The sequence below is a fragment of the Allosphingosinicella sp. genome, from assembly GCF_059502505.1.
In genome coordinates this window covers 69,934-92,198 of record NZ_JCACEU010000015.1, presented here as the reverse complement: position 1 = coordinate 92,198, position 22,265 = coordinate 69,934, and the positions used below count along the sequence as shown (strand labels likewise).

Annotated in this window: 19 protein-coding genes; 11 read left to right on the top strand and 8 right to left on the bottom strand. The window is 66.6% G+C overall.

Going from position 1 to position 22,265, the window contains the following annotated elements:
- Positions 1–26: 26 nt before the first annotated feature.
- Genes AC5JBD_RS08125 through AC5JBD_RS08115 form a run of 3 tightly spaced genes read left to right on the top strand, consistent with a single transcriptional unit; the run spans position 27 to position 4,299 of the window.
- Entirely contained in the window at positions 27–698 is a 672-nt protein-coding gene (locus AC5JBD_RS08125) for an ABC transporter ATP-binding protein (RefSeq protein ID WP_495721289.1), read from the top strand.
- Positions 695–3,235 (top strand): FtsX-like permease family protein, encoded by a 2,541-nt coding sequence (locus tag AC5JBD_RS08120; RefSeq protein WP_495721288.1) that lies wholly within the window; start codon positions 695–697, stop codon positions 3,233–3,235. Before AC5JBD_RS08125 ends, AC5JBD_RS08120 begins: the two co-directional genes overlap by 4 nt.
- Positions 3,235–4,299: a lipocalin-like domain-containing protein gene (locus AC5JBD_RS08115; protein WP_495721287.1), complete on the top strand. Its 1,065-nt coding sequence runs from the start codon at positions 3,235–3,237 to the stop codon at positions 4,297–4,299. Before AC5JBD_RS08120 ends, AC5JBD_RS08115 begins: the two co-directional genes overlap by 1 nt.
- Before the next feature lie 3 nt (positions 4,300–4,302).
- Here AC5JBD_RS08115 and AC5JBD_RS08110 read toward each other — a convergent pair whose 3' ends face one another.
- The 4 genes from AC5JBD_RS08110 to AC5JBD_RS08095 all read right to left on the bottom strand — a co-directional run bounded on the left by AC5JBD_RS08110 (position 4,303) and on the right by AC5JBD_RS08095 (position 9,749).
- Entirely contained in the window at positions 4,303–5,802 is a 1,500-nt protein-coding gene (locus AC5JBD_RS08110) for a putative bifunctional diguanylate cyclase/phosphodiesterase (RefSeq protein ID WP_495721286.1), read from the bottom strand.
- Positions 5,802–6,308: a response regulator transcription factor gene (locus tag AC5JBD_RS08105; RefSeq protein ID WP_495721285.1), complete on the bottom strand. Its 507-nt coding sequence runs from the start codon at positions 6,306–6,308 to the stop codon at positions 5,802–5,804. Before AC5JBD_RS08105 ends, AC5JBD_RS08110 begins: the two co-directional genes overlap by 1 nt.
- Positions 6,305–8,248, bottom strand: coding sequence for an ATP-binding response regulator (locus AC5JBD_RS08100; protein WP_495721284.1), 1,944 nt, complete (start codon positions 8,246–8,248; stop codon positions 6,305–6,307). The genes AC5JBD_RS08105 and AC5JBD_RS08100 overlap by 4 nt, the downstream gene beginning before the upstream one ends.
- Positions 8,249–8,330: 82 nt before the next feature.
- On the bottom strand, positions 8,331–9,749 hold the full coding sequence (locus tag AC5JBD_RS08095) for a sensor histidine kinase (protein ID WP_495721283.1): 1,419 nt from the start codon (positions 9,747–9,749) through the stop codon (positions 8,331–8,333).
- 177 nt (positions 9,750–9,926) lie between these two features.
- Between AC5JBD_RS08095 and AC5JBD_RS08090 the strand changes: the two genes are divergently transcribed.
- The 7 genes from AC5JBD_RS08090 to AC5JBD_RS08060 all read left to right on the top strand — a co-directional run bounded on the left by AC5JBD_RS08090 (position 9,927) and on the right by AC5JBD_RS08060 (position 16,858).
- Positions 9,927–11,330, top strand: a complete 1,404-nt coding sequence (locus tag AC5JBD_RS08090; RefSeq protein ID WP_495721282.1) for a sensor histidine kinase — start codon at positions 9,927–9,929, stop codon at positions 11,328–11,330.
- Positions 11,331–11,359: 29 nt separating this feature from the next.
- Positions 11,360–11,722, top strand: a complete 363-nt coding sequence (locus tag AC5JBD_RS08085) for a response regulator (RefSeq protein ID WP_495721281.1) — start codon at positions 11,360–11,362, stop codon at positions 11,720–11,722.
- Between the two features lie 85 nt (positions 11,723–11,807).
- Positions 11,808–13,250: an aminotransferase class I/II-fold pyridoxal phosphate-dependent enzyme gene (locus AC5JBD_RS08080; RefSeq protein ID WP_495721280.1), complete on the top strand. Its 1,443-nt coding sequence runs from the start codon at positions 11,808–11,810 to the stop codon at positions 13,248–13,250.
- Between the two features lie 80 nt (positions 13,251–13,330).
- Positions 13,331–13,963 carry an OmpW/AlkL family protein gene (locus AC5JBD_RS08075; RefSeq protein WP_495721279.1) on the top strand — a complete coding sequence of 211 codons (633 nt, stop codon included), beginning with the start codon at positions 13,331–13,333 and terminating at the stop codon, positions 13,961–13,963.
- A 29-nt stretch (positions 13,964–13,992) separates the two neighbouring features.
- Complete coding sequence (locus AC5JBD_RS08070) at positions 13,993–14,625, top strand: OmpW/AlkL family protein (RefSeq protein ID WP_495721278.1); 633 nt, start codon at positions 13,993–13,995, stop codon at positions 14,623–14,625.
- A 233-nt stretch (positions 14,626–14,858) separates the two neighbouring features.
- The gene (locus AC5JBD_RS08065; RefSeq protein ID WP_495721277.1) at positions 14,859–15,254 is read left to right on the top strand and encodes a RidA family protein; all 396 of its coding nucleotides are present in this window, start codon (positions 14,859–14,861) and stop codon (positions 15,252–15,254) included.
- Complete coding sequence (locus AC5JBD_RS08060) at positions 15,251–16,858, top strand: AMP-binding protein (protein ID WP_495721276.1); 1,608 nt, start codon at positions 15,251–15,253, stop codon at positions 16,856–16,858. The genes AC5JBD_RS08065 and AC5JBD_RS08060 overlap by 4 nt, the downstream gene beginning before the upstream one ends.
- On the opposite strand, the gene AC5JBD_RS08055 is transcribed toward AC5JBD_RS08060, so the two are convergent.
- Positions 16,855–18,723 carry an ABC-F family ATP-binding cassette domain-containing protein gene (locus tag AC5JBD_RS08055; RefSeq protein ID WP_495721275.1) on the bottom strand — a complete coding sequence of 623 codons (1,869 nt, stop codon included), beginning with the start codon at positions 18,721–18,723 and terminating at the stop codon, positions 16,855–16,857. The genes AC5JBD_RS08060 and AC5JBD_RS08055 overlap by 4 nt on opposite strands.
- A 112-nt stretch (positions 18,724–18,835) precedes the next feature.
- Between AC5JBD_RS08055 and AC5JBD_RS08050 the strand changes: the two genes are divergently transcribed.
- Complete coding sequence (locus tag AC5JBD_RS08050; RefSeq protein WP_495721274.1) at positions 18,836–19,891, top strand: sigma-54 interaction domain-containing protein; 1,056 nt, start codon at positions 18,836–18,838, stop codon at positions 19,889–19,891.
- A gap of 101 nt (positions 19,892–19,992) precedes the next feature.
- Here the strand turns inward: AC5JBD_RS08050 and AC5JBD_RS08045 are convergent, their stop codons facing one another.
- The 3 genes from AC5JBD_RS08045 to AC5JBD_RS08035 form a co-directional block, all read right to left on the bottom strand.
- Entirely contained in the window at positions 19,993–20,382 is a 390-nt protein-coding gene (locus AC5JBD_RS08045) for a flagellar export chaperone FliS (protein ID WP_495721273.1), read from the bottom strand.
- Between the two features lie 16 nt (positions 20,383–20,398).
- A complete protein-coding gene (fliD, locus tag AC5JBD_RS08040) occupies positions 20,399–22,009 on the bottom strand; it encodes a flagellar filament capping protein FliD (protein ID WP_495721272.1) in 1,611 nt (536 codons plus the stop codon).
- 63 nt (positions 22,010–22,072) lie between these two features.
- Positions 22,073–22,252 carry a hypothetical protein gene (locus tag AC5JBD_RS08035; RefSeq protein ID WP_495721271.1) on the bottom strand — a complete coding sequence of 60 codons (180 nt, stop codon included), beginning with the start codon at positions 22,250–22,252 and terminating at the stop codon, positions 22,073–22,075.
- Positions 22,253–22,265: the final 13 nt, after the last annotated feature.

Genomic DNA, 22,265 nt, shown 5'->3' with positions numbered 1-22,265 from the left:
AGCGAGTGCCGGCTTATGCCCCGATCGTGACCGCGCCGGCCCTCCAGATCCGCCAGCTCGCGAAGAGCGTTCCGGGCGGGCGGCTGCTGTTCGAGGGGCTCGACCTGACAATAGAGGGCGGGGAGCAGGTCGCCGTCAGGGGCGAATCCGGGGTCGGCAAGTCGACCTTGCTAAACCTCGTGGCGGGGCTCGACGCGCCTGACGGCGGAAGCATCGAGATAGCCGGGGCGTCCATTGTCCCTCTGAACGAGAATGAGCGCAGCGATCTGCGCCGCGACGCGATCGGCTTCGTCTTCCAGGCGTTCCACATCCTGCCGCATCTGACGCTGGCGCAAAATGTCGCGCTGCCTCTGCTCCTCAAGAGGAAAAAGCGCGCGGAGGCGCTGGAGCGCGCCGGCGCCCTGCTGGACGCGGTGGGGCTCGGCGACAGGCGGCGGAGCTATCCGAAAGAGCTTTCGGGCGGCGAACTGCAGCGCGTGGCGATCGCCCGCGCGCTCGTCCACGCCCCTGCCCTGATCCTCGCCGACGAGCCGACCGGCAACCTCGATCCCGACACGGCCGCGCAAGTCATGGACCTGCTCGGACGTGCGGTGAAGGACGAGCGCGCGGCAATGCTGCTCGTCACCCACTCCCCCGCTGCCGCCGCGGTCGCTGACCGCCAGCTGCTGCTCACCCGCGCCGGGCTGGTGCCGGCATGAACGAGGCGTGGCGCTGGCTGATCGCCGGCGAGTGTCGCGCCCATCCGATGCGGTTCCTGCTGGCCGGCCTCGCCATCGCGGTCGGCGTGGCACTCGGCTTTGCGGTCCATGTCATCAATCGCTCCGCCGCCGACGCGTTCGGCGAGGCGGTGCGCAGCGTCTCGGGCGAGGCCGACCTGCAGGTACGCGCGACGACCTCGCTCGGCTTCGACGAGCGGCATTATCCCCGCATTTTCCGCCTCGCCCCGGTCGCCGATGCCAGTCCGGTCATCTACCTCAGCGCAAAAATCGGCGCGGCGGAGGAGCCGGTCACCTTGCTCGGCCTCGACGTGCTGCGGGCGCTCACGGTGACCCCCAGACTGCTCGGCCGCCGGCTCAACAAGCGCGACGAAGGCTTCCCGAGCACGCGCGCCGCCGGTGCGGATGCCGTGCTCGATCCGGATGCGATCTACCTGTCGCAGGCGGCCTTGGAGGCGACGGGACTGAAGCCCGGGGACGAAGCGACGGTGAGAGTCGGAACGCTGTCGCACAGATTCACTGTGGCTGGGGACATGCCGGGGGTGCCGACCGGCCAGCCCGTAGCGATGATCGACATCGCAGCGGCGCAGTGGCGCTTCGATCGGCTCGGCAGCCTTGACCGGCTCGACCTCAGGCTGGAGGAGGGCGTCGGACGGGAGGCGGCGCGGCAGGCGATCGAATGGGCGCTGCCGGCGGGAACCAGGCTCACCGACCCGGAGGGCGAGAGCCGCCGCGGCGACAGCCTGTCGCGCGCCTATCGAGTGAACCTCGACATGCTGGCGCTCGTGGCGCTGCTGACCGGCGGGTTCCTCGTCTATTCGGCGCAGTCTCTCTCGGTCGCCCGGCGGCTGCCGCACTTCGCCTTGCTGCGTACCCTGGGTATGCGGAAGGGCAGCATCGAGGGGCAGCTTCTTGCCGAGGGGCTTGTGCTCGGCCTCGCGGGTTCGATCGCGGGCCTGCTGCTCGGCTACGGCCTGGCGGCGCTCGGTCTGCGCTTCGTAGGCGGGGATCTCGGCGGCGGCTATTTCGGCGGCACCTCGCCTGAGCTTCAGTTCGCCCCCGCCGCCGCTTTGCTCTTCCTCACCTTGGGAGTCGCGACGGCCGTCGGCGGCAGCTACGCGCCGGCGCGAGCAGCCGGGCGGCTCGCGCCGGCCGTGGCCATCCGGCAGGCAGGCGACCTCATCGATCCTCGGGAGCGGCCGCGCTGGCGCCCTGCCCTGCTCCTGATCCTGATCGGCGCCGGCTGTGCATTGCTGCCCGCGATCGAGCGTTTGCCGCTGTTCGGATATCTTGCGGTGGAGCTGATCCTAGCGGGCGGGGTCGCGGCCATGCCGTGGCTGGCTCGAACCTTGCTGCGGCCGCTCGCTCGGATCGACAGCCGCCGCCCTGCCTTCGAGATGGCGCTGCGCCGCCTGCTCGGCGCGCCCTCGCAAGCTTCGACGGCGCTGAGCGGCATCGTCGCCAGCACCGGCCTCATGATCGCGATGGCGATCATGGTCACCAGCTTCCGCGGCTCGGTCGAGGACTGGCTCGACACCTTCCTCAGCGGCGACCTCTATCTGTCCGCGGGGCGGAGCGGCGCGAGCTTCGATCCGGCGACGCAGGTGCGCCTCGCGGGGACGCCCGGTGTCGCCGACATCGGCTTTGCCAAGACCGTCCCGCTGGCGCTCGATCCCGAATTGCCGTCGCTGCTCCTGCTCGTCCGCCCGATCGGCCGTCCGGGCGTGAGCCTGCCGCTGATCGAGCAGGCGGAGGCGCGCGGCCAGGGCGTTCCACTCTGGCTGTCGGAGCCGGCGGCGCGCCTCTACGGCAAGTCGGCGGGCGATCCAATGTCCCTCCCTCTCGGCCGCTCCCAATTGCAAGGCTGGGTGGCCGGCATCTGGCGCGATTATGCGCGGCAGCAAGGCGCCATCGTGATCGATGCCGCCGATTATGTGCGGCTCACCGGAGATCGAGCACGCGGAGAGGCTGCGGTCACGCTCGCGCCCGGCGCCACTGCCGCCGAAGTGCGATCTGCGATCGAGGCCCGGCTGCCCGCCCCCTTGAAAGGCCGCGTCGACATTGCTGAGCCGGCGACGCTTCGCCGCGAGGCGCTACGGCTGTTCGACCGCAGTTTCGCCATCACCTATGTGCTGGAGGCGATCGCCATCCTGATCGGCCTCGCCGGCGTCGCCGCTACCATATCGGCGCAGACGATCGCGCGGATGAAGGAGTTCGGCATGCTGCGGCACGTCGGCATGCGGCCGCGCGCCATCCTCGCGATGCTGGCCAGCGAGGGCGCCTTGCTCGGCCTGATCGGCCTCGCCGCCGGGGCGGTGCTCGGGCTCGGCATCAGCCAGATCCTGATCCACGTCATTAACCCGCAGTCATTCAACTGGACGATGGAGACGCGGCTGCCTTGGAGCCTGCTGCTGGCGGTGGCGGTGAGCCTCGTCGCCGCGGCCGCCGGGACGGCGATGCTCGCCGGCCGCCGCGCCCTTTCCCACAGCGCGATCCGAGCGGTGAGCGAAGATTGGTGATGCTGCGCCTGCTCCTCCCCTTGCTGCTCCTGCTCGGGGCCACCGGCTCGGCGCAGATAAGGGCGCCGGAGGTTCGTTACCCGGTCGTCTCCCCGGGCGTCGATTTCCGGTTTCCGCGCGATCATGGCGCGCATCCCGATCACCGGATCGAATGGTGGTATTTCACGGGTTGGCTGCGCACCCGCGACGGCGATCCGCTTGGCTTCCAGATCACCTTCTTCCGCTCCCGCCCGGCCATTGCGGAAGGCAATCCCAGCGTCTTCGCGCCGAAGCAGATCCTGTTCGCACACGCCGCTCTCTCCGATCCCGCCTCGGGTAAGCTGATCCACGACCAGCGCGTGGCGCGCACCGGCTTCGGCCTCGCGCAAGCGGGCACGGAAGATGCGGCGATCACCTTGCTCGACTGGACTATGGCCAGGCGTCCGGACGGCAGCTTCGCTGCCAAGGCCTTCGGCCTCGACCTCGTCTTCGCGCCGGTGCAGCCGGCTATGGCGAATGGCGACAGGGGCTATTCCCGCAAGGGCCCGCGTGCCGAGCAGGCGAGCTATTATTATTCGATTCCGCACCTCAGCGTCCGCGGTTCCGTGGAACGCAACGGCCGGCGCGAGCCGGTCACGGGCGAAGCTTGGCTCGACCGGGAATGGTCGTCGAGCCTGCTTCCCGAAGACGCCGTCGGCTGGGACTGGGCCGGCCTCAACCTCGACGACGGCAGCGCTTTGATGGCCTTCCAGGTGCGCGGGCGGGACGGCCGCGCACTCTATGCCGGCGGGACCTTCCGCCGCGCCGACGGCAGCCAGATTGCACTGAGTCCGGGCGACGTGCGCTTCGTCGCGAGGCGGCGGTGGCGCTCTCCCGCGACCGGCGCATCATATCCAGTGGAAGCCGACTTCCTGGTCCGCCTCCCGGATGGTGTCCGACGCTTCCGCCTGCGTCCTCTCTTCGACGCGCAGGAGCTGGACGGGCGCGCGGCGGGCATGCCGGCTTATTGGGAGGGCGCGGTCACGACGGAGGGTGGTCGCGGCTACCTGGAGCTCACCGGCTACGCCGCTGCGCTTCGCATGTAGCGATCAGCCGTTGGCAGCGCTCGGCAGCTCCGGCGTCTCGGCGGACGCACGCGTCAGCTTCTCGCGCACGTCATTGTTGAGCCGGAACTTGTGCAGATCCTCCAGCGGCATCGGCGCGCCGATATAGTAACCCTGCAGATAGTCGCAGTTGAGCAGCTGGAGCAGCCGCGCCTGCCAGTCATTCTCGATCCCTTCCGCGACCACCTTCAGCTCGAGGCTGTGGCCGAGGTCGATCACCGAGCGCATGATCTGCGTCGCGAGCTGGCGCCGGCCGAGATCCTTCATGAAGCTCTTGTCGATCTTCAAATAGTCGAAGTCGAGATTCTGCAGGTAGCTGAGGCTCGAATAGCCGGTGCCGAAATCGTCCAGCACGACCACGACACCCATCTGGCGGAGCTGCCGGATCGTGCTCTTGGCGGCGTCGAGATGCGAGATCAGCACGCCTTCCGTGATTTCGATGCGAAGCAGGTCCGGCGACACTCCGCTGGCCAGCAGCTTGTCGCTGACGATGGTCGCGAAGCCGTGGTGGCGAAACTGGATCGGCGAGACGTTGACCGCGATGGGAACGTTCTTAAGCTCGCGCACCGCGAGCAGAGCCTTGTCGAGGATCCACCCGCCCAGCGCGAGAATCTGCCCGCTCTCCTCGGCGAGCGGGATCAGGTCGCCCGGCGAAATCTCGCCTTGCGAGCTGTTCGGCCAGCGCAGCAGCGCCTCCACGCTGGTGAGCTCGCCAGTCCGTGAATCAACGATCGGCTGGTATTTGAGTGCAAGCTCGTCATTGCGGATCGCCCTCTCCAGCTCCAGGCGCATGCTGGAGCGAAGCGCGATCATGTTGCTCATCCGCTCGTCGAAGATGCGGAAGCTGTCGGTCTTCGAGAACTTCGCGTCGTACATGGCGATGTCCGCCTGCCGCAGCAGCTCGTCGGCCGAGGAGGTCGGGCGCATGCCCTTGGCGATGCCGACCGAGGCGCCGACATGGACGACATGATCGTCGATCAGGAACGGCTCGTAGACCGCCTCGACGATTGCGATGGCGAGGTCGTCGACCGGCCGCGTCGGATCGATGCGGACGATCGCCGCGAACTCGTCGCCGCCGATGCGCGCGAGCGTGTCGCCTTCCGGCAGCATCTCGCGCAGCCGCGTCGCGACGCCCTTTAGCAGGCCGTCGCCGACCTTGTGCCCGAGCGTGTCGTTGACTTCCTTGAAGCGATCCAGGTCGAGGAACAAAACCGCCACCTCGCCCTGCCCGCCACGGTCGAGCAGGGTCTCAAGGTCGCGGCTGAAGGCGATGCGGTTCTTGAGGCCCGTGACGGCGTCGGTCATCGCCGCCTTCTCGAGCTCAAGCTCGCGTTCGCCCATCTCGGCGAGCTTGCGGTCGACCAGTGAACGCAGCGTGATGCCGCGCGCAAGCGCGGCGGCGCAGATGACGCACACCACCGGCGCCACCCAATCGATGACGCGGAGCTCGGCAAGCAGGGACGCGAAGGACTGCAGGCTGGTCATCAGGGGATCTGCTTCTGCTCCGCGCTGCGCTGCTCGAAGAGGAGACGGGTGCGCTGGGCGAGCGTCTGCTCGAGGTCGGTGTTGATCGCGCCCAGAGCCTCGACCGCCGCCTTGCGGATCAGTTGCGAGGAGATGCGCGCGAGCAGCACCGGCATCCGGATGGGCTTCTGCACATAATCATTGGCGCCGGCCTCCATCGCGACGCCGATCGAGCTCTCCTCGTCGCGCGCGGTGCACATGATCACCGGCAGCTGGTTGCCGTCGAAATGCTCCCTGATGCCCTTAAGCGTGTCGAGGCCGGAGAGGTTCGGCATCATCCAGTCGAGGATGACGAGATCGGGAGGATTGGCCGACACCTCAGCGAGCGCGGCGATGCCGTCCTCGCAGAGCGTCGTCTCGAAGCCGCTGCGCTGCAGCTGGCGCTGAAGCACGATGCGATTGTCCTCGACATCGTCGACGACGAGGATGCGGGTCTTGCCCGGTGCGTGGAGCCCGTTCGCGATCATGCCGCCAGCACCGTCTTGAGGCTCTGCGCGATCTGGCGCGGCGAACATTCACCCTTCGCGTAGAAAGTGCAGCCGGATTGGGCAATCGCATTGTGCTCGGGCACCGTGATGGCACGGCCGGACACGATGATGATCGGAATGCTGCGCAGCTTCGGATCGAGCCGCAGCGTCTCCAGGATCTGGAAGCCGTCCATCCCCGGCAGCGTCAGGTCGAGCACGATCGCCGCTGGGGCGCTCTCCTCGATCATCTTGATGCCCTGGAGGCCGTCCGCGGCGCGGCGCGTCTTCAGCCCAAGCTGCCCCGCGGTTCGCGCGATCAGCTCTGCGGAATCCGGGTCGTCGTCGATCACCAGTATCTCGCCCTCAATCGGCTGATGGTAGACGTTGAGGATCTCCGCCAGCTTCTCCTGCGGGATCGGCTTCACCAGATATTCCGTGGCGCCGAGGCTGAGACCGCGGATGCGGTCGTCGTCGACCGTCGCGACGATCACCGGCGTGCCGCCGATCTCCTCGTCGGCGCGGATCGCCTCCAGCACCTCGTAGCCGCTCTTGCCTGGCAGGAAGATGTCGAGGACGATCAGGTCCGGCTTCTCCGCCCGCGCCATCTCGAGGCCCGCCTCTCCGGTGCCGGCGGCGATGACGCCGTAGCCGTAGCGCGACAGCCGGCGCCGCATCAGGTTCACGGCCGACTCATCGTCGTCGATGACGAGAGCGATCCGGTCGAACTCGCGTTCATCCGCAACCCCGGCGCTGCGCGCTTCGACCGCCTCATTATCGTCCTTGCGCGGCAGCTCGCGCGGCAGCTCGATGGCGAAGGTGGAGCCCTCGCCGAGGCGGCTCGACGCGCGCACTTCGCCCCCCATCATCCGCGCAAGCCGCCGGGTCACGGCAAGGCCGAGACCGGAGCCGCCGAACTGGCGAACCGCGGAACCGTCGCCTTGGGTGAAAGGCTCGAAAATGTGCGCCAGCTGCTCCTCGCTGATGCCGACGCCACTGTCGGCGATCGCGAACCGGATCTTCTCGATGCCGCCCTCGCTGAACCCGGAGACGGAAAGCGACACGCGCCCTTCCTTGGTGAACTTGAAGGCGTTGCTGAGCAGGTTCAGCAGGCACTGCCGGACCTTGGTCTCGTCGCCGATCATAATCCCTGCATCGGCAGCGATCTCGACATCGAAGCTGTTGCCCTGGCGCGCGCCGCCGTCGAACGTCGCGGCGGCGGACTGGACCAGCCCCCGCACGTCCACGATGGTGCGCTGGAAAGCCGTCTTGCCCGTCTCGATCTTGGAAAGGTCAAGCACGTCGTTGATCAGCTCGAGCAGCCTGCGGCTCGCGTCGAGGATGCGAGCCAGGTCGGCCTCGACCTCGCTTCGGCCTTCCGCCGTCGCATCTTCCTGGAGCAACGTCGCATAACCGACGATCGCGTTCAGCGGCGTCCTCAGCTCGTGACTCATATTGGCGAGGAACTGCGACTTCGCGACGTTCGCGCCCTGCGCCTGCTCCTTGGTGCGGACGAGCTCCGCGATGGTGGCCGAATAGGCTTCGACCCGGCCGGTCAGGGTGGCGCGAAGCGCAGCGAATTCCTTGCCGAGACGGCGGAGATCGCCCGGTGCATGATCGGACACGCCGACTTCGCGCGGCGAAAAGCGGCCGTCGCACAAGGTGACGTCGAGCAACGCCTCGACCGGTGCGGCGAGAGATCGGGACACGCGTGCGCCGATCGCCCACGCCATCGCGCCTGCGAGCAGCGCCCAGGCGACCGCCGCGACGCCGATCTCGGCACCCGAGAGAGCCTGCCGCTGCAAAAGAAAACTGACGAGCGCCGACGAGGCAAGCGCCAGCCCCACGACCGGCAGCAACACCGCCCGCGTGACCGCATTGCGAATCGCGCGGCGATAGTCCGGCCGGCGACCGGGATCAGGATCGGGTTTGAACTCGCTCATCTTCATTACGCTCTTCCCGGTCCGCGGCTGACGGCCATGCCCCACGCCCGCCGCAGCCGCGACGATGCTAGGCGCCAAAACATTAAGAATTCGACGAGGCGGCGAGCCTCGGCAGCTCGAGGCGAGTGGTCTCCGTCGCCTTGCGCGGGGCGGCGGGAATTTCGATCTTGAAGCTGGAGCCGACCCCGGGTTCGGATTCCACCTCGACCGTACCGCCCATCGACTGGCAGAAGCGGCGGGTCAGCGCGAGGCCGAGGCCGGTGCCGCCATAGCGGGACGAGGTGTTCGCCTCCGCCTGGCTGAAGCTCTGGAACAGCTTCTGCAGCCCTTCCTTGGAGATGCCGATGCCGGTGTCGCGCACCTCGACCAGGATGCGGTCGCCGCCCTTGCCCTGCATGCGCATGAGCGTGAGGGTGATCACGCCCTTGGAAGTGAACTTCGCCGCGTTGCTGAGGAGATTCAGCATCGACTGGCGAAGCTTCAGCGGGTCGGAGACGATCAGGCCCGGATTCGGGCAGATCTGCAGCTCCAGCCGATTGTCCTGCTTCTTGATGAGCGGCGCGACGGTGGCGACGACCTCCTCGACCAGCCCGGCCAGGTCGAACTCCTCATTGTGCACAGCCTGGTCCTCGGCCTCGATCCGCTCGAGGTCGAGCACGTCGTTGACGAGCGCGATCAGGTGGCGGCCGGCAGCATTGATACGGTCGAGATCGGCCGCCTTCTGCTCGGTATCGCAGCCCTCCTCCAGCTCGTCGCGGAGCATCTCGCTATAGCCGATCACCGCGTTGAGCGGCGTGCGCAGTTCGTGGCTCATCTTGGCGAGGAAGATCGACTTCTGGTGGCTCGCCTGGGCGGCCTTCAGCATCGCCTCGCGCAGCTCTTCAGCCCGCTTGCGCTGGACATCAGCCGCTTCCTGAAGCGCCGAGCTCTCGCGCATCACGTTCTCGTAATAGAGGGCGACCAGCGTCATGTAGATGAGCGCCGACACGATCGAGATGAGATTGACGATCCACAGGCTCTGGAGCGGGATCAGCATCGGGAAATTGCCATAGGCCTGGCGGGCGAGCAGGAAGAGGCAGAGCTGCACCGCGACCCCGATCAGCACCACGCGCGGTCGATCCGCGAGGAAGAAGAAGCCGAGCAGCAGGGCGATCAGCAGCCACGGCAGGAAGGGCGAGCTGATGCCGCCGTAGAAGAAGGAGCCGAACAGGCTCAAGGTCACCAGCGCCTGCACCGTCAGGGTCGCTGGCAGCGTCAGGCCGCCGGTCTTGCGGACCAGGAACGGCATCAGCCAGAAGAAGCAGAGGTTGATCTCCAGCGCCCAGAAGACCCAGCCGATCTCTTCCGACGCGCTGTAGAGGAAGAAGATGACCGAATGGCCGAGCAACGGGCCGAACAGGTGCAGGAAGACGAAGGTCCGCACCATCATGTAGCTCGACCATTCGTCGCGCGCCTGCGGCGGCACGAAATAGTCGACTACACGCTTGGCATAATCCCACATAGGGTCCCCGCTCCCACAGATCTGGTGGCGGACCTACGGCAAGCGGCTGAATTTCCGGTAAACGCGGAATTGGGCTTTACGCGCCCTTAACTCCCCTTCGCTAGGAAAAAGCTCCGGTGCAGGGCCTTCCACAGCCCGTCGACGCACCTTTGGGGACAAAGGGAAAGACAAGCAGCGATGGACGGAAAGGCCTTTCGCCAGCTGTTCGACATCGACGGATTCCTCGACTATTTCATCCCGGTCGAGATCCGCGTTCGTCCGGACTCGCATCGTCGCGCCCGCATGTTCATGCTGAGCCACGTCTTCGGCCCGTTTCTCGGCAACGTCATTCCGCTCTATCTCTACATTGTCGGCATGGAGCAGGATTACCGCTTCTGGGTGTTCGCGGGGTCGATCACCTGCTTCTGGGTCTATCCGTTCCTGCTGAAGTGGACTCGGCAATATAATGTGCTGGCGTTCGTGTCGGTGCAGAACCTGCTCTTCTGCGTGCTCTGGGCCTGCTATTCCTACGGCGGAATCTACTCGCCTTTCCTGCCCTGGCTGCTGATCACGCCGATCCTCGCCTTCTTCTACCTGCCTTCCACCGGCAAGGTGCGCGACGGGCTGCTCGCGATCATCATCGCCAACGTCTCCGTCTTCGCCGGCCTGGTGCTCAGCGGCTACGCCTTTCCGGCCGTCGACCTCGAAATGTTCCAGTTCATCGGCATCGTGTCGACGATGAGCGCGTCCGTCTACGTCGCGATGATGTCGCTCTATTTCGCGCGGGTCCTGAAGGAACAGCAGAAGTTCGAGCGGGAGATCGGCGACCTTATCGCCACCACAGAGAACCTGCAGAGCATCACCGCCGCCGCCCAGCAGGCGAGCGCCGCCAAGGCCGACTTCGTCGCCAGCATGAGCCATGAGCTCAGGACGCCGCTCAACGCGGTCATCGGCTACAGTCAGCTGCTGCTCGACGACGCCGAGGATCAGGGGGACGACAGCATGGCCAAGGATCTTGAAAGCATCCGCGGCGCCGGCACGCACCTTTTGAAGCTGGTCGACGACATTCTCGATTATTCCAAGATCGAGGCCGGCAAGCTCGATGTGAACATCAGCCGCGACAACGCCAAGATCCGCATCGAGGAGGTTGAGCGCCAGGTCCGCGACCCGCTCGAAGAGCGCGGCTACGTCTTCGAAGTGGAGTTGTCGGACGCCAGTATGCTCGCGGAAACCGACTGGGGCGCGTTTGCCAAGGCGGTTAAGCATATCCTGCTCGGCGCCGCGACCTCGCCCGAAGGTGGCCTGCTGCAGCTCGCCGCGTCGCGCCACGACGAGGACCACTGGATCGTGGAGATAACCGATCCCAAGGGTGCGCGCGACGGCCGCTCGATCGAATCCATCTTCGACATATTCACCGACGATCGCGACGTCAGCGCGACCAAATATGGCGGCGCGGGCATCGGCTTGGCGCTTGGTCAGAAATTCTTCAGCTTGCTCGGCGGCGAGATCGAGGTGTCGCACCACAGCTCCGGCGCCCGCCGCTTCACCATCACGCTTCCGGTGAGCGCCACGCGCGCTCCCGAGCTCGCCCTCGCCAGCTGAACCAGGCGCTCAGGACCAGAGAGAGACAGATGACCAAGATTCTCATCGTCGAAGACAATGAAATGAACCGCGACATGCTGCAGCGCCGGCTCGAGCGGAAGGGCTACGAGATCCTCTGCGCGGTCGATGGGCCCGAGGGCATCCGCATGGCCGACGCGCATCTGCCCGACCTCATCCTGATGGATGTGGCGCTGGGCGAAATGGACGGCTGGGAAGCCACCACCCAGATCCTCGCCAACCCGCGGACCAATGGCATCCCGGTCATCGCCCTCACCGCGCACGCTCTCGACAGCGACCGGAGGAAGAGCGTCGACGTCGGCTGCGTCGATTTCGAGACCAAGCCGATCTCGCTGCCGGACCTGATCGAGAAGATCGAAAGGCACGTCCGTTAAGCACGTTCGTGCACCGAAAACATAGCTTACCGCACGTAAACATTACCGTCGGGGCCACGAACGTCCTGACAGGGGGGACTTGTAAATGAGCGAAGTGAAAGATCAGGGCCTGGGCGGGCTCGGCGGCAGCATGCGTGATTTCCGCTATCTGCCGGGCACCAACATTCTCGACCGCCTCAGCGCCTTCTACGACTGGCAGCAGCTTCGCCGGAAGACCGGCCTGTGGCCGCTCGGCCGCTCGACCGAGACTGCGCCCCGCAGCAAGTGCGTCGCCCTAAACGACCAGGAGGGCGATCGCTTCGAGGGCATCAACTTCGCCTCCCAGGATTATCTCAGCCTCTCCTCCCACCCTGCGGTGGCCGAGGCCGCGATCAAGGTCATCAACGATTACGGCGTCCACAGCGCCGGCTCCCCTGCCCTGATCGGCAACACCTCGCATTCGCTCGCGCTCGAAAAGAAGATCGCCGAGTTCCTCGACATGGAGGAAGTGGTCCTGTTCCCGACCGGCTGGGCCGCGGGCTTCGGCGTGGTGAAGGGCCTGGTCCGCCCGTCCGACCATATCGTCATGGATGCACTGTCGCACGCCTGTCTCCAGGAAGGTGCGCAGGCCGCGACGCGCAACATCCACTATTTCCGCCACAACTCGATCGAGGCGGTGCGCCAGAAGCTGGCCGGCATCCGTGCCAAGGACAATGTCAACGGCATCCTGATCATCACCGAGAGCCTGTTCTCGATGGATTCGGACACGCCCGACATCGCCGCGCTCCAGGAGCTGGCGCATGAGTTCGGCGCCACTTTGGTGGTCGACGTCGCCCACGATCTCGGCAGCCTCGGCCCCAGGGGCCGCGGCCATATCGGCGCCCAGAACATGCTCGGCAAAGTTGACGTCGTCATGGGCAGCTTCTCCAAGACCTTCGCCTCGAACGGCGGCTTCGTCGCCTGCAATCGTCGCAGCGTTAAGGAATATCTGCGCTACTACGCCTCGCCCTGCACCTTCTCCAACGCGCTCTCGCCGGCCCAGGCCGGGCTGGTCCTCAAGGCGTTCGAGATCGTCGATTCTGCCGAAGGCGACACGCTGCGCGACAGCCTGATGACCAACATCCGGCTGCTGCGTGAATTGCTGCAGGGCACGTCATTCGAAACCTATGGCGATCCTTCCCCGATCGTCTGCGTCAAGATGGGCATCGAAGGCCTGGCGCGCCTGGTCAGCCGGCGGCTGCCGGAGCTCGGCCTGCTCGCGAACCTCGTGGAATTCCCGGCGGTGCCGAAGGGCCAAGCCCGATTCCGCATGCAGGTGATGGCGAGCCATAGCAGCCGCGACATCATCGACGCGGTCCATCGCCTCAGCGTCGCCCGCGCCGAAGCCACGCAGCAGCATGACGCGCTGCTGAGCGGCACCGTCGACTTCGACGGCATCGACGCGCTGGTGAAGAACCGGCCGGCGAGCCCGCTCCTGAAGGGAGTCGCCGAGCTGCGCCCCAATGCTTCGGTTGACGGAGCCGGCGAGCAACGCCGCGCGGCCGGCTGAACGGAACGGCCGCGAAACAGCATTAACCGGCGCTTTACCTTGTCCTGATATTCCCACTTTGAACCAAGAAGAGAACCGCCATGAGAATTCTTGCATCTCTGTCTGCGCTGGCTCTGGCGGCAACCGCCACGCCCGCTTTCGCACAGGACACGTTCGTGCGCGTGGGCGTCGCTCATATTGATCTGGCCGACAAGGGCCCTGTCTTCGTCAACGGCACCCAGGATCCGGGAGCCGACTACAAGACGGACAAGGATTGGATCGGCAGCTTCGAGATCGGCCATTATGTTCACCGCAACGTCGCGGTTCGCGTGATGGGAACGACTCCGGCGGAGACCTTCAATCTCCCCGCCGGCTCGCTGGCGGGAACGCCGAACCTGTTCAACGACACGTCGAGCAATTTCACGCTGACGGCGACCTGGCATCCGCTGCGCGGCCAGCGCTTCTCGCCCTATGTCGGCGGCGGCATCGGCCTCAATAAGATCTGGGAAACCGAAGAGCGGCTCGCCACGGACGTCAAGATCAGCGACGCGCACGGCCCGGTCCTTCAGGCCGGCGTCGAGCTCGACCTGAGCGAGCGCTTCGGCATCTATGCCGACGCGAAGAAAGCCTTCTGGAGCGCCGAAGCGTCCGGCTTCCTCGGTCCGCTTTTCATCGAAGCCGAGGCCGAGCTGGACCCGGTCATCCTGTCCGTCGGGGGAGTAATCCGGTTTTGAAACACGCAGCTGATCTCCGCCGGGCGATATTGGCCGCCGCGCTCGCGGGTGCGGCGATCGCTCCCGCTCCCGCCACGGCGCAGGACGGGGAGCCCAAGTGGTTCGGCCGTGCCGGCCTGATTGGGCTGGACCTCGCCGATGAGCTCGAGCTCGAGTTCGGCGGCGCACCGGTTCCGGGTGCGGGAATGAGCACCAAGACCCACTACACGCCGACTTTCCAGATCGGCCGGGTCATCGGCCGCAACTTCGCGGTCTCATTCACCGGCGGCATCCCGCCGCACATCGACATCCAGGGTAGAGGCGCGCTGGAGCCGTTCGGCAAGCTCGCCGAGACGACCTACGGGCCGGTCACCTTGACCGTCCAGTATCGGCCGCTGCGGCGCGGCGTGTTCCAGCCCTATGTCGGCGCCGGCGCGGCCTATATGCACGTTTTCGACACCACCGACGGCGCATTCAGAGACGTGGAAATCGACGACGATATCTCGCCCGCGCTGGAAGCCGGCACCGACATCATGTTCACCAAACGCTACGGCATCTATTTCGAAGCCAAGAAGGCGTTCCTGCGCACCGAGACGCGGGGTACGTTCGGTGGCGCGCCGGTGATCGGCCAGGTGAAGCTCGATCCCTGGGCCTTCAGCGCCGGCGGCGTCATCCGCTTCTGATCCGCTGCCACCGGGCCCTTCACCCATCCTTATTGGCCATTCCGCAAATCATCTTGCATCTGCGCCCAGCTATTTTAAGCTTAAAGCGACTGGGGACGTGGAGCGGATTGTCACCTGTTTGAAGCGCGAGACGCTTTACAATCCGCTCGACGCGTTCAAGGCAGGGATGTCGGCAACGGCTTCGGAGGTGCAGAAGTGGTGATCGCGCGCGCTCGGCTTGCGGAGTATCGAGCATGAAGACCCTACTCCCGCCAGGCTGGATGCGCCCGAAAGGCTATGCGAACGGCATCTCCGCGAGCGGCCGCATGGTCTTCACCGCCGGCCTGGTCGGTTGGGACGAGCATGGCCACTTCGTCTCCGAGGACATGGCAGGCCAATTCCGCCAAGTGCTTCTGAACACGCTCGCTGTGCTTGCAGAAGATGGCGCGGGGCCCGAACATGTCGTCCGCATGACCTGGTACGTCACCGACCGTGATGAATATGTCGGACGGCTGGCCGAGATCGGCGCGTCCTATCGCGAGCTGATGGGCAAGAACTATCCCGCCATGGCAGTCGTCGAGGTGAACCGGCTGGTCGAGCCGCTCGCGCGGATCGAGATCGAGACGATCGCGGTGGTGCCGGAGCGGTGAGCGGGCCGGTCGACACGTTCGTGCGTGATCGCCTGCCTCCCCTCGACCAGCAACCCAATTTCCTGTTCGAGCTTCCCGAGCTTCAATATCCCGAGCGGCTCAACGTGGCGGTAGAGCTGATCGACCGCGCCGTCGCCGACGGCGACGGCGAGTGCCCTGCCGTGATCAACGCGCAGGGCCGCTGGACCTATGCGGACCTCAAGGACCTCTCGGATCGCATCGCCCGCCTGCTGGTCGAGCAGGAGGGGCTGGTTCCCGGCAACCGCGTCTTCCTGCGCGGCCCCAATAGCGCGATGCTGTTCGCGGCTTGGGCAGGCATTTTGAAGGCCGGCGGCAGCGTCGTCGCCACTATGCCGATCCTCCGCCCCGGCGAGATCGCCACTATCCTGAAGCGCGCCGAGATCAGCCACGCGATTGTCGACAGCCGCTTCATCGGCGACTTCCGCCAAGGGGCGGAGGAGGCCGGAACTGTCCGCTCGCTGCTGCGCTACGACGGCGACCATGGCCGCGGCGAGCTCGAGACGCGCCTCCGGTCCGTGGCGCCCGGCTTCGCGCCGGTGGACACGTATCGCGACGACGTGGCCCTGATCGCCTTCACTTCCGGCACCACCGGCAAGCCCAAGGGCTGCGTTCACTATCATCGCGACGTGCTCGCCTCCGCCGACAGTTTCGCGCGATACGTGTTGAAGCCAAAGCGGGGTCAGCGCTGGGCCTGCTCGGCGCCGATCGCCTTCACCTTCGGTCTCGGCATGCTGCTCGTCTTCCCCTTCCGCTTCCGCGGCGCTGCGGTAACGATCGAGCAGCCGAGCCCCGCGGCGCTTTTGGAGGCGGTGGATGCTCACCAAGTCAACGTCCTTGCCACTGCCCCGACTGCATACAAGGCGATGCTGGCGCAGATGGAGGGACGCAACATTGCCAGCCTAGAGACCTGCGTCTCCGCCGGAGAGTATCTGCCGGCGTCGACCTGGCACGCCTGGCACGAGCGCGCCGGCCTCGGGATCGTCGACGGCATCGGCGCGACCGAGATGATGCACATCTTCATCTCGGCGAGCGGCGAGGACATTCGCCCCGGCTCTACCGGCAGGGCGGTGCCCGGCTATCGCGCCTGCGTGCTGGACGAGGACGGCACCCCGCTTCCGCACGGCACGGGTCGCCTCGCGGTCAAAGGCCCGACCGGCTGCCGCTATTTCGACGACGAGCGGCAGACCCATTACGTGCAGAATGGCTGGAACGTCACCGGCGACACCTATCGCGCGGATGAAGAAGGCTACTTCTGGTACCTCGCCCGCTCCGACGACATGATCATCTCGTCCGGTTACAATATCGCGGCGCCGGAGGTGGAGAACGCCCTCCTCTCTCACCCGGCAGTCCAGGAATGCGCCGTGATCGGTGCCCCCTGTGAAGAACGGGGACAGCGGGTGAAGGCCTTCATCGTCTGCGCGCCCGGCCATGAAGCCGGAGAGCCGCTCGCCGAGACGCTGAAGCAGCATGTGAAGGCGACGATCGCCCCCTACAAATATCCGCGCGACATCGAGTTCGTCGAAGCGCTCCCAAAGACCGCCACCGGCAAGCTCCAGCGCTTCGCGCTGAGGAAGCAGGATTAGGCGGCCTGCTGCTCCAGCGCCTCGCTTGCCTCCAGCCACTGGCTTTCGGCGAGTTCGAGCTTGCGCTCCACCTCGGCACGCCGCTTCATCAGGTCGGTCATGGTGAGGTTGGCCAGCCCCGCCTCGGCACCGGCGGGATCGAACATGGCGCGATCGATCGCGCTTCGCTGCGCCGTCAGCTTCGCGATTTCCGCCTCGGCCGTCTTCGCCCGCTGTCGGAGTGCCTGGCCCTGCTCGCGGGCCGCCGCGGCCAGCCGCCGTTCGTCCTTTCGGCTCGTCTTGGCCTGCGACTTTGCGGAGCCCGCGTCACGCGCGAGCACCAGCGCCGTGTAATCGTCGAGGCTGCCGTCGAAATCGCGTGCCGTGCCGCCGTCGACCAGCACCAGCCGGTCGGCAATCAGCTCCAGCATGTGCCGGTCGTGCGACACCACCACGACCGCGCCCGAATAATCGTTGAGCGCCTGCACCAGCGCCTCGCGGGCGTCCACGTCGAGGTGGTTCGTCGGCTCGTCGAGGATCAGCATGTGCGGCGCATCGCGAGTGATCAGCGCCAGCGCCAGCCGCGCCCGCTCGCCGCCTGAGAGCTTGCGCACCTCGGTCAGCGCCTTGTCGCCGGAAAAGCCGAACCGGCCGAGCTGCGAGCGCACTGCCGCGGGGGTGGCGCCCTTCATCAGTCGCGCCATGTGCTGGAAAGGCGTGTCGGCGCCGTCCAGCTCCTCGACCTGATATTGGGTGAAATAGCCCACCTTGAGCTTCTGGCTGCGCGTGACGCCACCCTCCATCGCCGGCAGCTGCGCGGCGAGCAGGCGGGCAAGCGTCGTCTTGCCGTTGCCGTTGCGGCCGAGGAGCGCGATCCGCTCGTCCGGATCTAGCCTGAGGTTCAGGCGGCTGAGGACGGGCGTTTCGCCATAGCCGACCGCGGCCATGTCGAGCGTGACCGACGGCGGCCGCAGCTCCTGCGGGTTCGGGAAGCCGAAGGAAAGCGAGGGATCGTCCGCCAGCTCCGCGATCGGCTGCATCTTCGCCAGCGCCTTGACCCGGCTCTGCGCCTGCTTGGCGGTCGACGCGCGGGCGCTGTTGCGGGCGATGAAGTCCTTCAGCTTCTCGCGCTGCGCTTCCTGGTTCGCCCGCGCCGCGGCGAGATGGGCCTGCCGCTCCGCCCGCTGCCGCTCGAACGCATCGTAGCCGCCCGGATAGAGCGTCAGCTTGCCACGATCGAGGTGGAGGATGTGGTCGACGACATTGTTGAGGAAATCGCGCTCGTGGCTGACGACCACGATCGTGGCCCGGTAGCTCTGCAGGAAATCCTCGAGCCACAGGACGGCCTCGAGATCGAGATGGTTGGACGGCTCGTCGAGCAGCAGCAGGTCGGGTGCAGAGAAGAGCAAGGCGGCGAGCGCCACCCGCATCCGCCAGCCGCCCGAGAAGCTGTCCAGCGGGCGCTGCTGCATCTCTTCGTCGAACCCGAGCCCGACCAGGATCCGCGCCGCGCGCGACGGCGCAGCATGCGCGTCGATCGCATTCAGCCGCTCGTGGATCTCGCCCAGCCGGTGCGGGTCGGAGCTATGCTCCGCTTCGTCGAGCAGCCGCGCCCGTTCGGTGTCCGCGGCCAGCACAGTCTCGAAGGGCGTCCCCGAACCGGCCGGCGCTTCCTGCGCGATATAGCCGAGTCTCGATCCGCGCGGCATTTCGGCTGCGCCTTCGTCGGGGTCGAGCAGCCCGGCGATGACCCGCACGAGTGTCGACTTTCCGGCACCGTTGCGGCCGACGAGGCCGACGCGGCTCCGCGGCGGCAATGCCGCGCTGGCGCCGTCGAGTATCGATCGCCCGCCAAGGCGAACCGTGATTCCATTGAGGGAAAGCATGGCGGCGCCCCTAACATGGCTCCGCCCAGTCCCCAAGCGGCGTCAAAAAATCGACGCGGGCGAGGGAGCGTTAGCGATTTGGAAACCACCGAAGTGTCAGTGATCACTCAAGATGAGTGGGGGAAACATTTTGTCCGAGGGACTGATCGTAGGCGAAAGCCCGGCCATGGCGGAGGTGCGTTACCTGATCCGCGCCGTGGCGCCGACTTCGGCGTCAGTGCTGGTCACCGGCCCCTCGGGCAGCGGCAAGGAAGTGGTCGCTCGCGCGATCCACGCCGCCAGCGACCGTTCGTCCGCCGCTTATGTCGCCGTCAATTGCGGCGCCATCCCGCGCGACCTGCTCGAATCCGAGCTGTTCGGCCATGAGAAGGGCTCCTTCACCGGTGCCGTCTCACAGCGGCGCGGCCGCTTTGAGGACGCCCATAACGGCTCGCTCTTCCTCGACGAGATCGGCGACATGCCGCACGACATGCAGGTGAAGCTGCTCCGCGTGCTCGAGGAACGCGCCGTGCAACGCGTCGGCGGCCGCGGCGAGATCGCCGTCGACACCCGGATCATTTCCGCGACGCACCGCAATCTCGACGAGGCGATCGAGCAGCAGCGCTTCCGCGAGGACCTGTTCTACCGCCTTTCGGTCTTCCCGATCGACCTGCCCTCACTCGGCGAACGCCGCGAGGACGTGCCCCTGCTCGTCAGGCACTTTCTCAAGGACGACAAGAGCGGCCTCGCCTTCACCCAGGGCGCGATGGACCGGCTGGTCGCCCACCCCTGGCCCGGCAACATCCGCGAGCTTCGCAACGTCATCGACCGCGCCACGATCCTGTTCGCCGGGCAAACGGTGACCGCCGAGCAGGTCGAGATCATCCTCCATCGCCGCGCTCGCCCGAGCAACGCGGAACGCCTCGCGCTGTGGGAAGCCACTGAGCAAAGCGCTCCCGCGCCTGTCGAAGCGCCAGCTCCGGCCGCTCCTGCGGCAGCTGACGATGCCCCCCTCGGCGAAGGCCCGGTCGACCTGCGCAAGATGATGGCGGACCTCGAATATCGCTACATCACCGAAGCGCTGAAGGCCTCCGAAGGCACGGTCGCCGACGCGGCGCGCCTGCTGTCGCTGCAGCGGACCACCCTCATCGAAAAGATGCGCAAGCACGGTCTCGCCAAGGCGGCCTAGCCACCTCTCGTCATCCCGGCGAAGGCCGGGATCTCAGCGAGAAGTTGCTCCTGCGTCTTCGCGTCTGAGGCCCCGGCCTCCGACGGGGTGACGTATTCGGCTCAGCCGATCGCCTGCCACGCGGAGGCGATTTCTCCCACCATCGTGCGTGCACGCAGCACCTGGTCCGGATCGTTGTCGCGCGCACCGGCGATGACGAGGCGGCGCCCTTCGGCATAGATACTTGCCAGGGACTCGGCGATCTCGCCGCCCTTGTCGAAATCGAGGCTCGATTCGAGGCCGTTGAGCATGTTGAGCGCCCGTGCCTGCGCGGCGCCGCGCTGCGAAAAATCGCGCCGGGCGCAGGCCGCGGCCATCGCCTCGAGCGCTTTCATCAGCTCGTCGAGCAGGATCGACACCAGGCCGTGCGGCGACGCGCCTTCGACCCGGCTGGCGAGATCGACATTCTGATAACGTGCCCGGACGGCGCCGAAGCGGGAATATGCGTTCATCATCTACTCTCCGGGATCAGTCGTCGCCGCCGTTCCAGGCCTTGATCTGCTGGTCGAGATAGGACTGGGTCGCCTTGAAGGCGGAGACCTGCCGTTCCATCGTCGTGAACTGCTCGAGCAGCCGATCGTAATAGGCCTTGGAGCGCGTCTCTAGCTTGAGGCGGTCGTCGGCAATGTCTTTGGCTTCCTCGCTGAGCCGCTCCTCGCTCTTGGCGATGGGGCCGGAGCGGGCACGGAGCGCATCGCGGATCGCCTGCAGCGCGCCGCCGAGACCGGGATCGATCGTGACGGTGACGCTGGCAGCCGCGCCCTTGATCTCGACCGCGAGACCCGCCGCATTGGAGCTGGGCGGGGCGATCAGGAAGGCGCCGGAGCCAAGCGCCGCGATGCCGTCGATGAGTCCGGAGGCGGCGACGCCGCCGGCTTCAGGGACAATGTTGGTGAAGGTGTAGGTGCCCGGCTTCACCCGCCCCATCGGGCTGGTGATCACGAGCGCGGGATCGCTGCTATACTGGGTCGGGTTGAACAAGGCCTCCACGCCCTGCGGGTCGTTCTGAAGCGCCTGCTGCAGCTGCGAGGCGTTGAGGCTCAGCGATCCGTCGCGATTGGTGCGGACGCCGACCTCGGCCAGCGTCTTGATGCTGCCGCGCGAGTTCAGCACCGTCGAGGTGAGCTGGCCAAGCTGGCGGCGCATGTCACGGATGCTGAGGTCGCCGCGCAGTGGACCGCCCTCCCCGTTCACGCCCGGCGCGGTCGCGTTGGCGAGCAGGCTGTTGAGCTCGTTATAGGCAGCAACGAAGTCACCGACCGCCTGCTCGATCGCGGCAGTCGGGCGGCTGATGCCGAGGTTGACGATCGATCCGGGCGCCGCACGCTTGAGGTCGAACTGGACGCCGTCCACCAGGTCGTTGAAGCTGTTCGAGTTGCGGCGGATCTCGACGCCGTCGAGCTTGACGATCGCGTCCTGCGCCGCCTGCGCCTCGGTCATGCCGCCGGTCACCGAGGGGCCGTATGCGAATCGCTCCAGACCGCTGGTCGTGCCGCCGGCGACGCTGAGGGTGAAGGCGTTGGCAGTGCCGGTCGCGCCCTTCAGAACCAGCTTGGCGGTGCCCTGGTCGGTGACGATGCTGGCGGTGACGCCGGCGTTCTTGCCGTTGATGGCGGCGACGAGGCCTTCGAGGCTGTTGTTGGTCGAATCGATCGTGATCACGACGCTGCCGCTGCCGGTGGTCAGCGTCAGATCGCCTTCCCCCACGGCGGCGGTCGACGAGGCCAGGCCGACCGACGAGACCGTCTGGGCCTTGGCGAGCTGCATCACTTCCATCTGCGCCGAGAGCGCGCCGATCTGCTTGCCCGTAACCGTGCTGGCCGAAAGGATGCTGGTGTCCGAAACGCTCGGCTGAGTGAAGAGTGAGCCGCCCGAGATCAGGGCGGACAGCGCGGAGGCGAAGCTGTCGATCGCGCCGGACGCTTCGGCCAGCGCCGAGATCTTCGCCGCATTGGCTTCCTCGCGGCGCGTCAGCAGCGCTTCCTTGGGCGCCTTCTCCGCTTCGGCGAGGCCATTGACTAGGCTCGTAATGTCGAGCCCTGAGCCGATGCCGAGGCTGTATCCGATCGAGCTGACCATGCGAGTCCCTTCCGTCCTTTAGAACGGCCGGTAGCAGCGAAACTTTAAGGTCCGGTGAGCCTGCTAGGGGCGGCGGATGAGATTGCGGATCACCTGCCGGTCGATCGGCCCGTGCGCGTTGCGGAAACGCTTGCGATCCTCGAGCATCCGCTCGGCCGCGGCCTTGAGAAGCTCCGCCTCGATGAGGGCGACTGCCTCCTCCTTGCTCAGCGGGGCGTCATCCTTGTTGCCGTCCGAATTCATCGCCTTCCCCGCG

Bases quoted from the DNA above. Each gene is read 5' to 3' on its own strand.
- AC5JBD_RS08120 (WP_495721288.1), top strand. From the start codon at position 695: ATGAACGAGGCGTGGCGCTGGCTGATCGCCGGCGAGTGTCGCGCCCAT.
- AC5JBD_RS08115 (WP_495721287.1), top strand. From the start codon at position 3,235: ATGCTGCGCCTGCTCCTCCCCTTGCTGCTCCTGCTCGGGGCCACCGGC.
- AC5JBD_RS08110 (WP_495721286.1), bottom strand. From the start codon at position 5,802: ATGACCAGCCTGCAGTCCTTCGCGTCCCTGCTTGCCGAGCTCCGCGTC.
- AC5JBD_RS08105 (WP_495721285.1), bottom strand. From the start codon at position 6,308: ATGATCGCGAACGGGCTCCACGCACCGGGCAAGACCCGCATCCTCGTC.
- AC5JBD_RS08100 (WP_495721284.1), bottom strand. From the start codon at position 8,248: ATGAGCGAGTTCAAACCCGATCCTGATCCCGGTCGCCGGCCGGACTAT.
- AC5JBD_RS08095 (WP_495721283.1), bottom strand. From the start codon at position 9,749: ATGTGGGATTATGCCAAGCGTGTAGTCGACTATTTCGTGCCGCCGCAG.
- AC5JBD_RS08090 (WP_495721282.1), top strand. From the start codon at position 9,927: ATGGACGGAAAGGCCTTTCGCCAGCTGTTCGACATCGACGGATTCCTC.
- AC5JBD_RS08085 (WP_495721281.1), top strand. From the start codon at position 11,360: ATGACCAAGATTCTCATCGTCGAAGACAATGAAATGAACCGCGACATG.
- AC5JBD_RS08080 (WP_495721280.1), top strand. From the start codon at position 11,808: ATGAGCGAAGTGAAAGATCAGGGCCTGGGCGGGCTCGGCGGCAGCATG.
- AC5JBD_RS08075 (WP_495721279.1), top strand. From the start codon at position 13,331: ATGAGAATTCTTGCATCTCTGTCTGCGCTGGCTCTGGCGGCAACCGCC.
- AC5JBD_RS08065 (WP_495721277.1), top strand. From the start codon at position 14,859: ATGAAGACCCTACTCCCGCCAGGCTGGATGCGCCCGAAAGGCTATGCG.
- AC5JBD_RS08055 (WP_495721275.1), bottom strand. From the start codon at position 18,723: ATGCTTTCCCTCAATGGAATCACGGTTCGCCTTGGCGGGCGATCGATA.
- AC5JBD_RS08050 (WP_495721274.1), top strand. From the start codon at position 18,836: ATGAGTGGGGGAAACATTTTGTCCGAGGGACTGATCGTAGGCGAAAGC.
- AC5JBD_RS08045 (WP_495721273.1), bottom strand. From the start codon at position 20,382: ATGAACGCATATTCCCGCTTCGGCGCCGTCCGGGCACGTTATCAGAAT.
- fliD (WP_495721272.1), bottom strand. From the start codon at position 22,009: ATGGTCAGCTCGATCGGATACAGCCTCGGCATCGGCTCAGGGCTCGAC.
- AC5JBD_RS08035 (WP_495721271.1), bottom strand. From the start codon at position 22,252: ATGAATTCGGACGGCAACAAGGATGACGCCCCGCTGAGCAAGGAGGAG.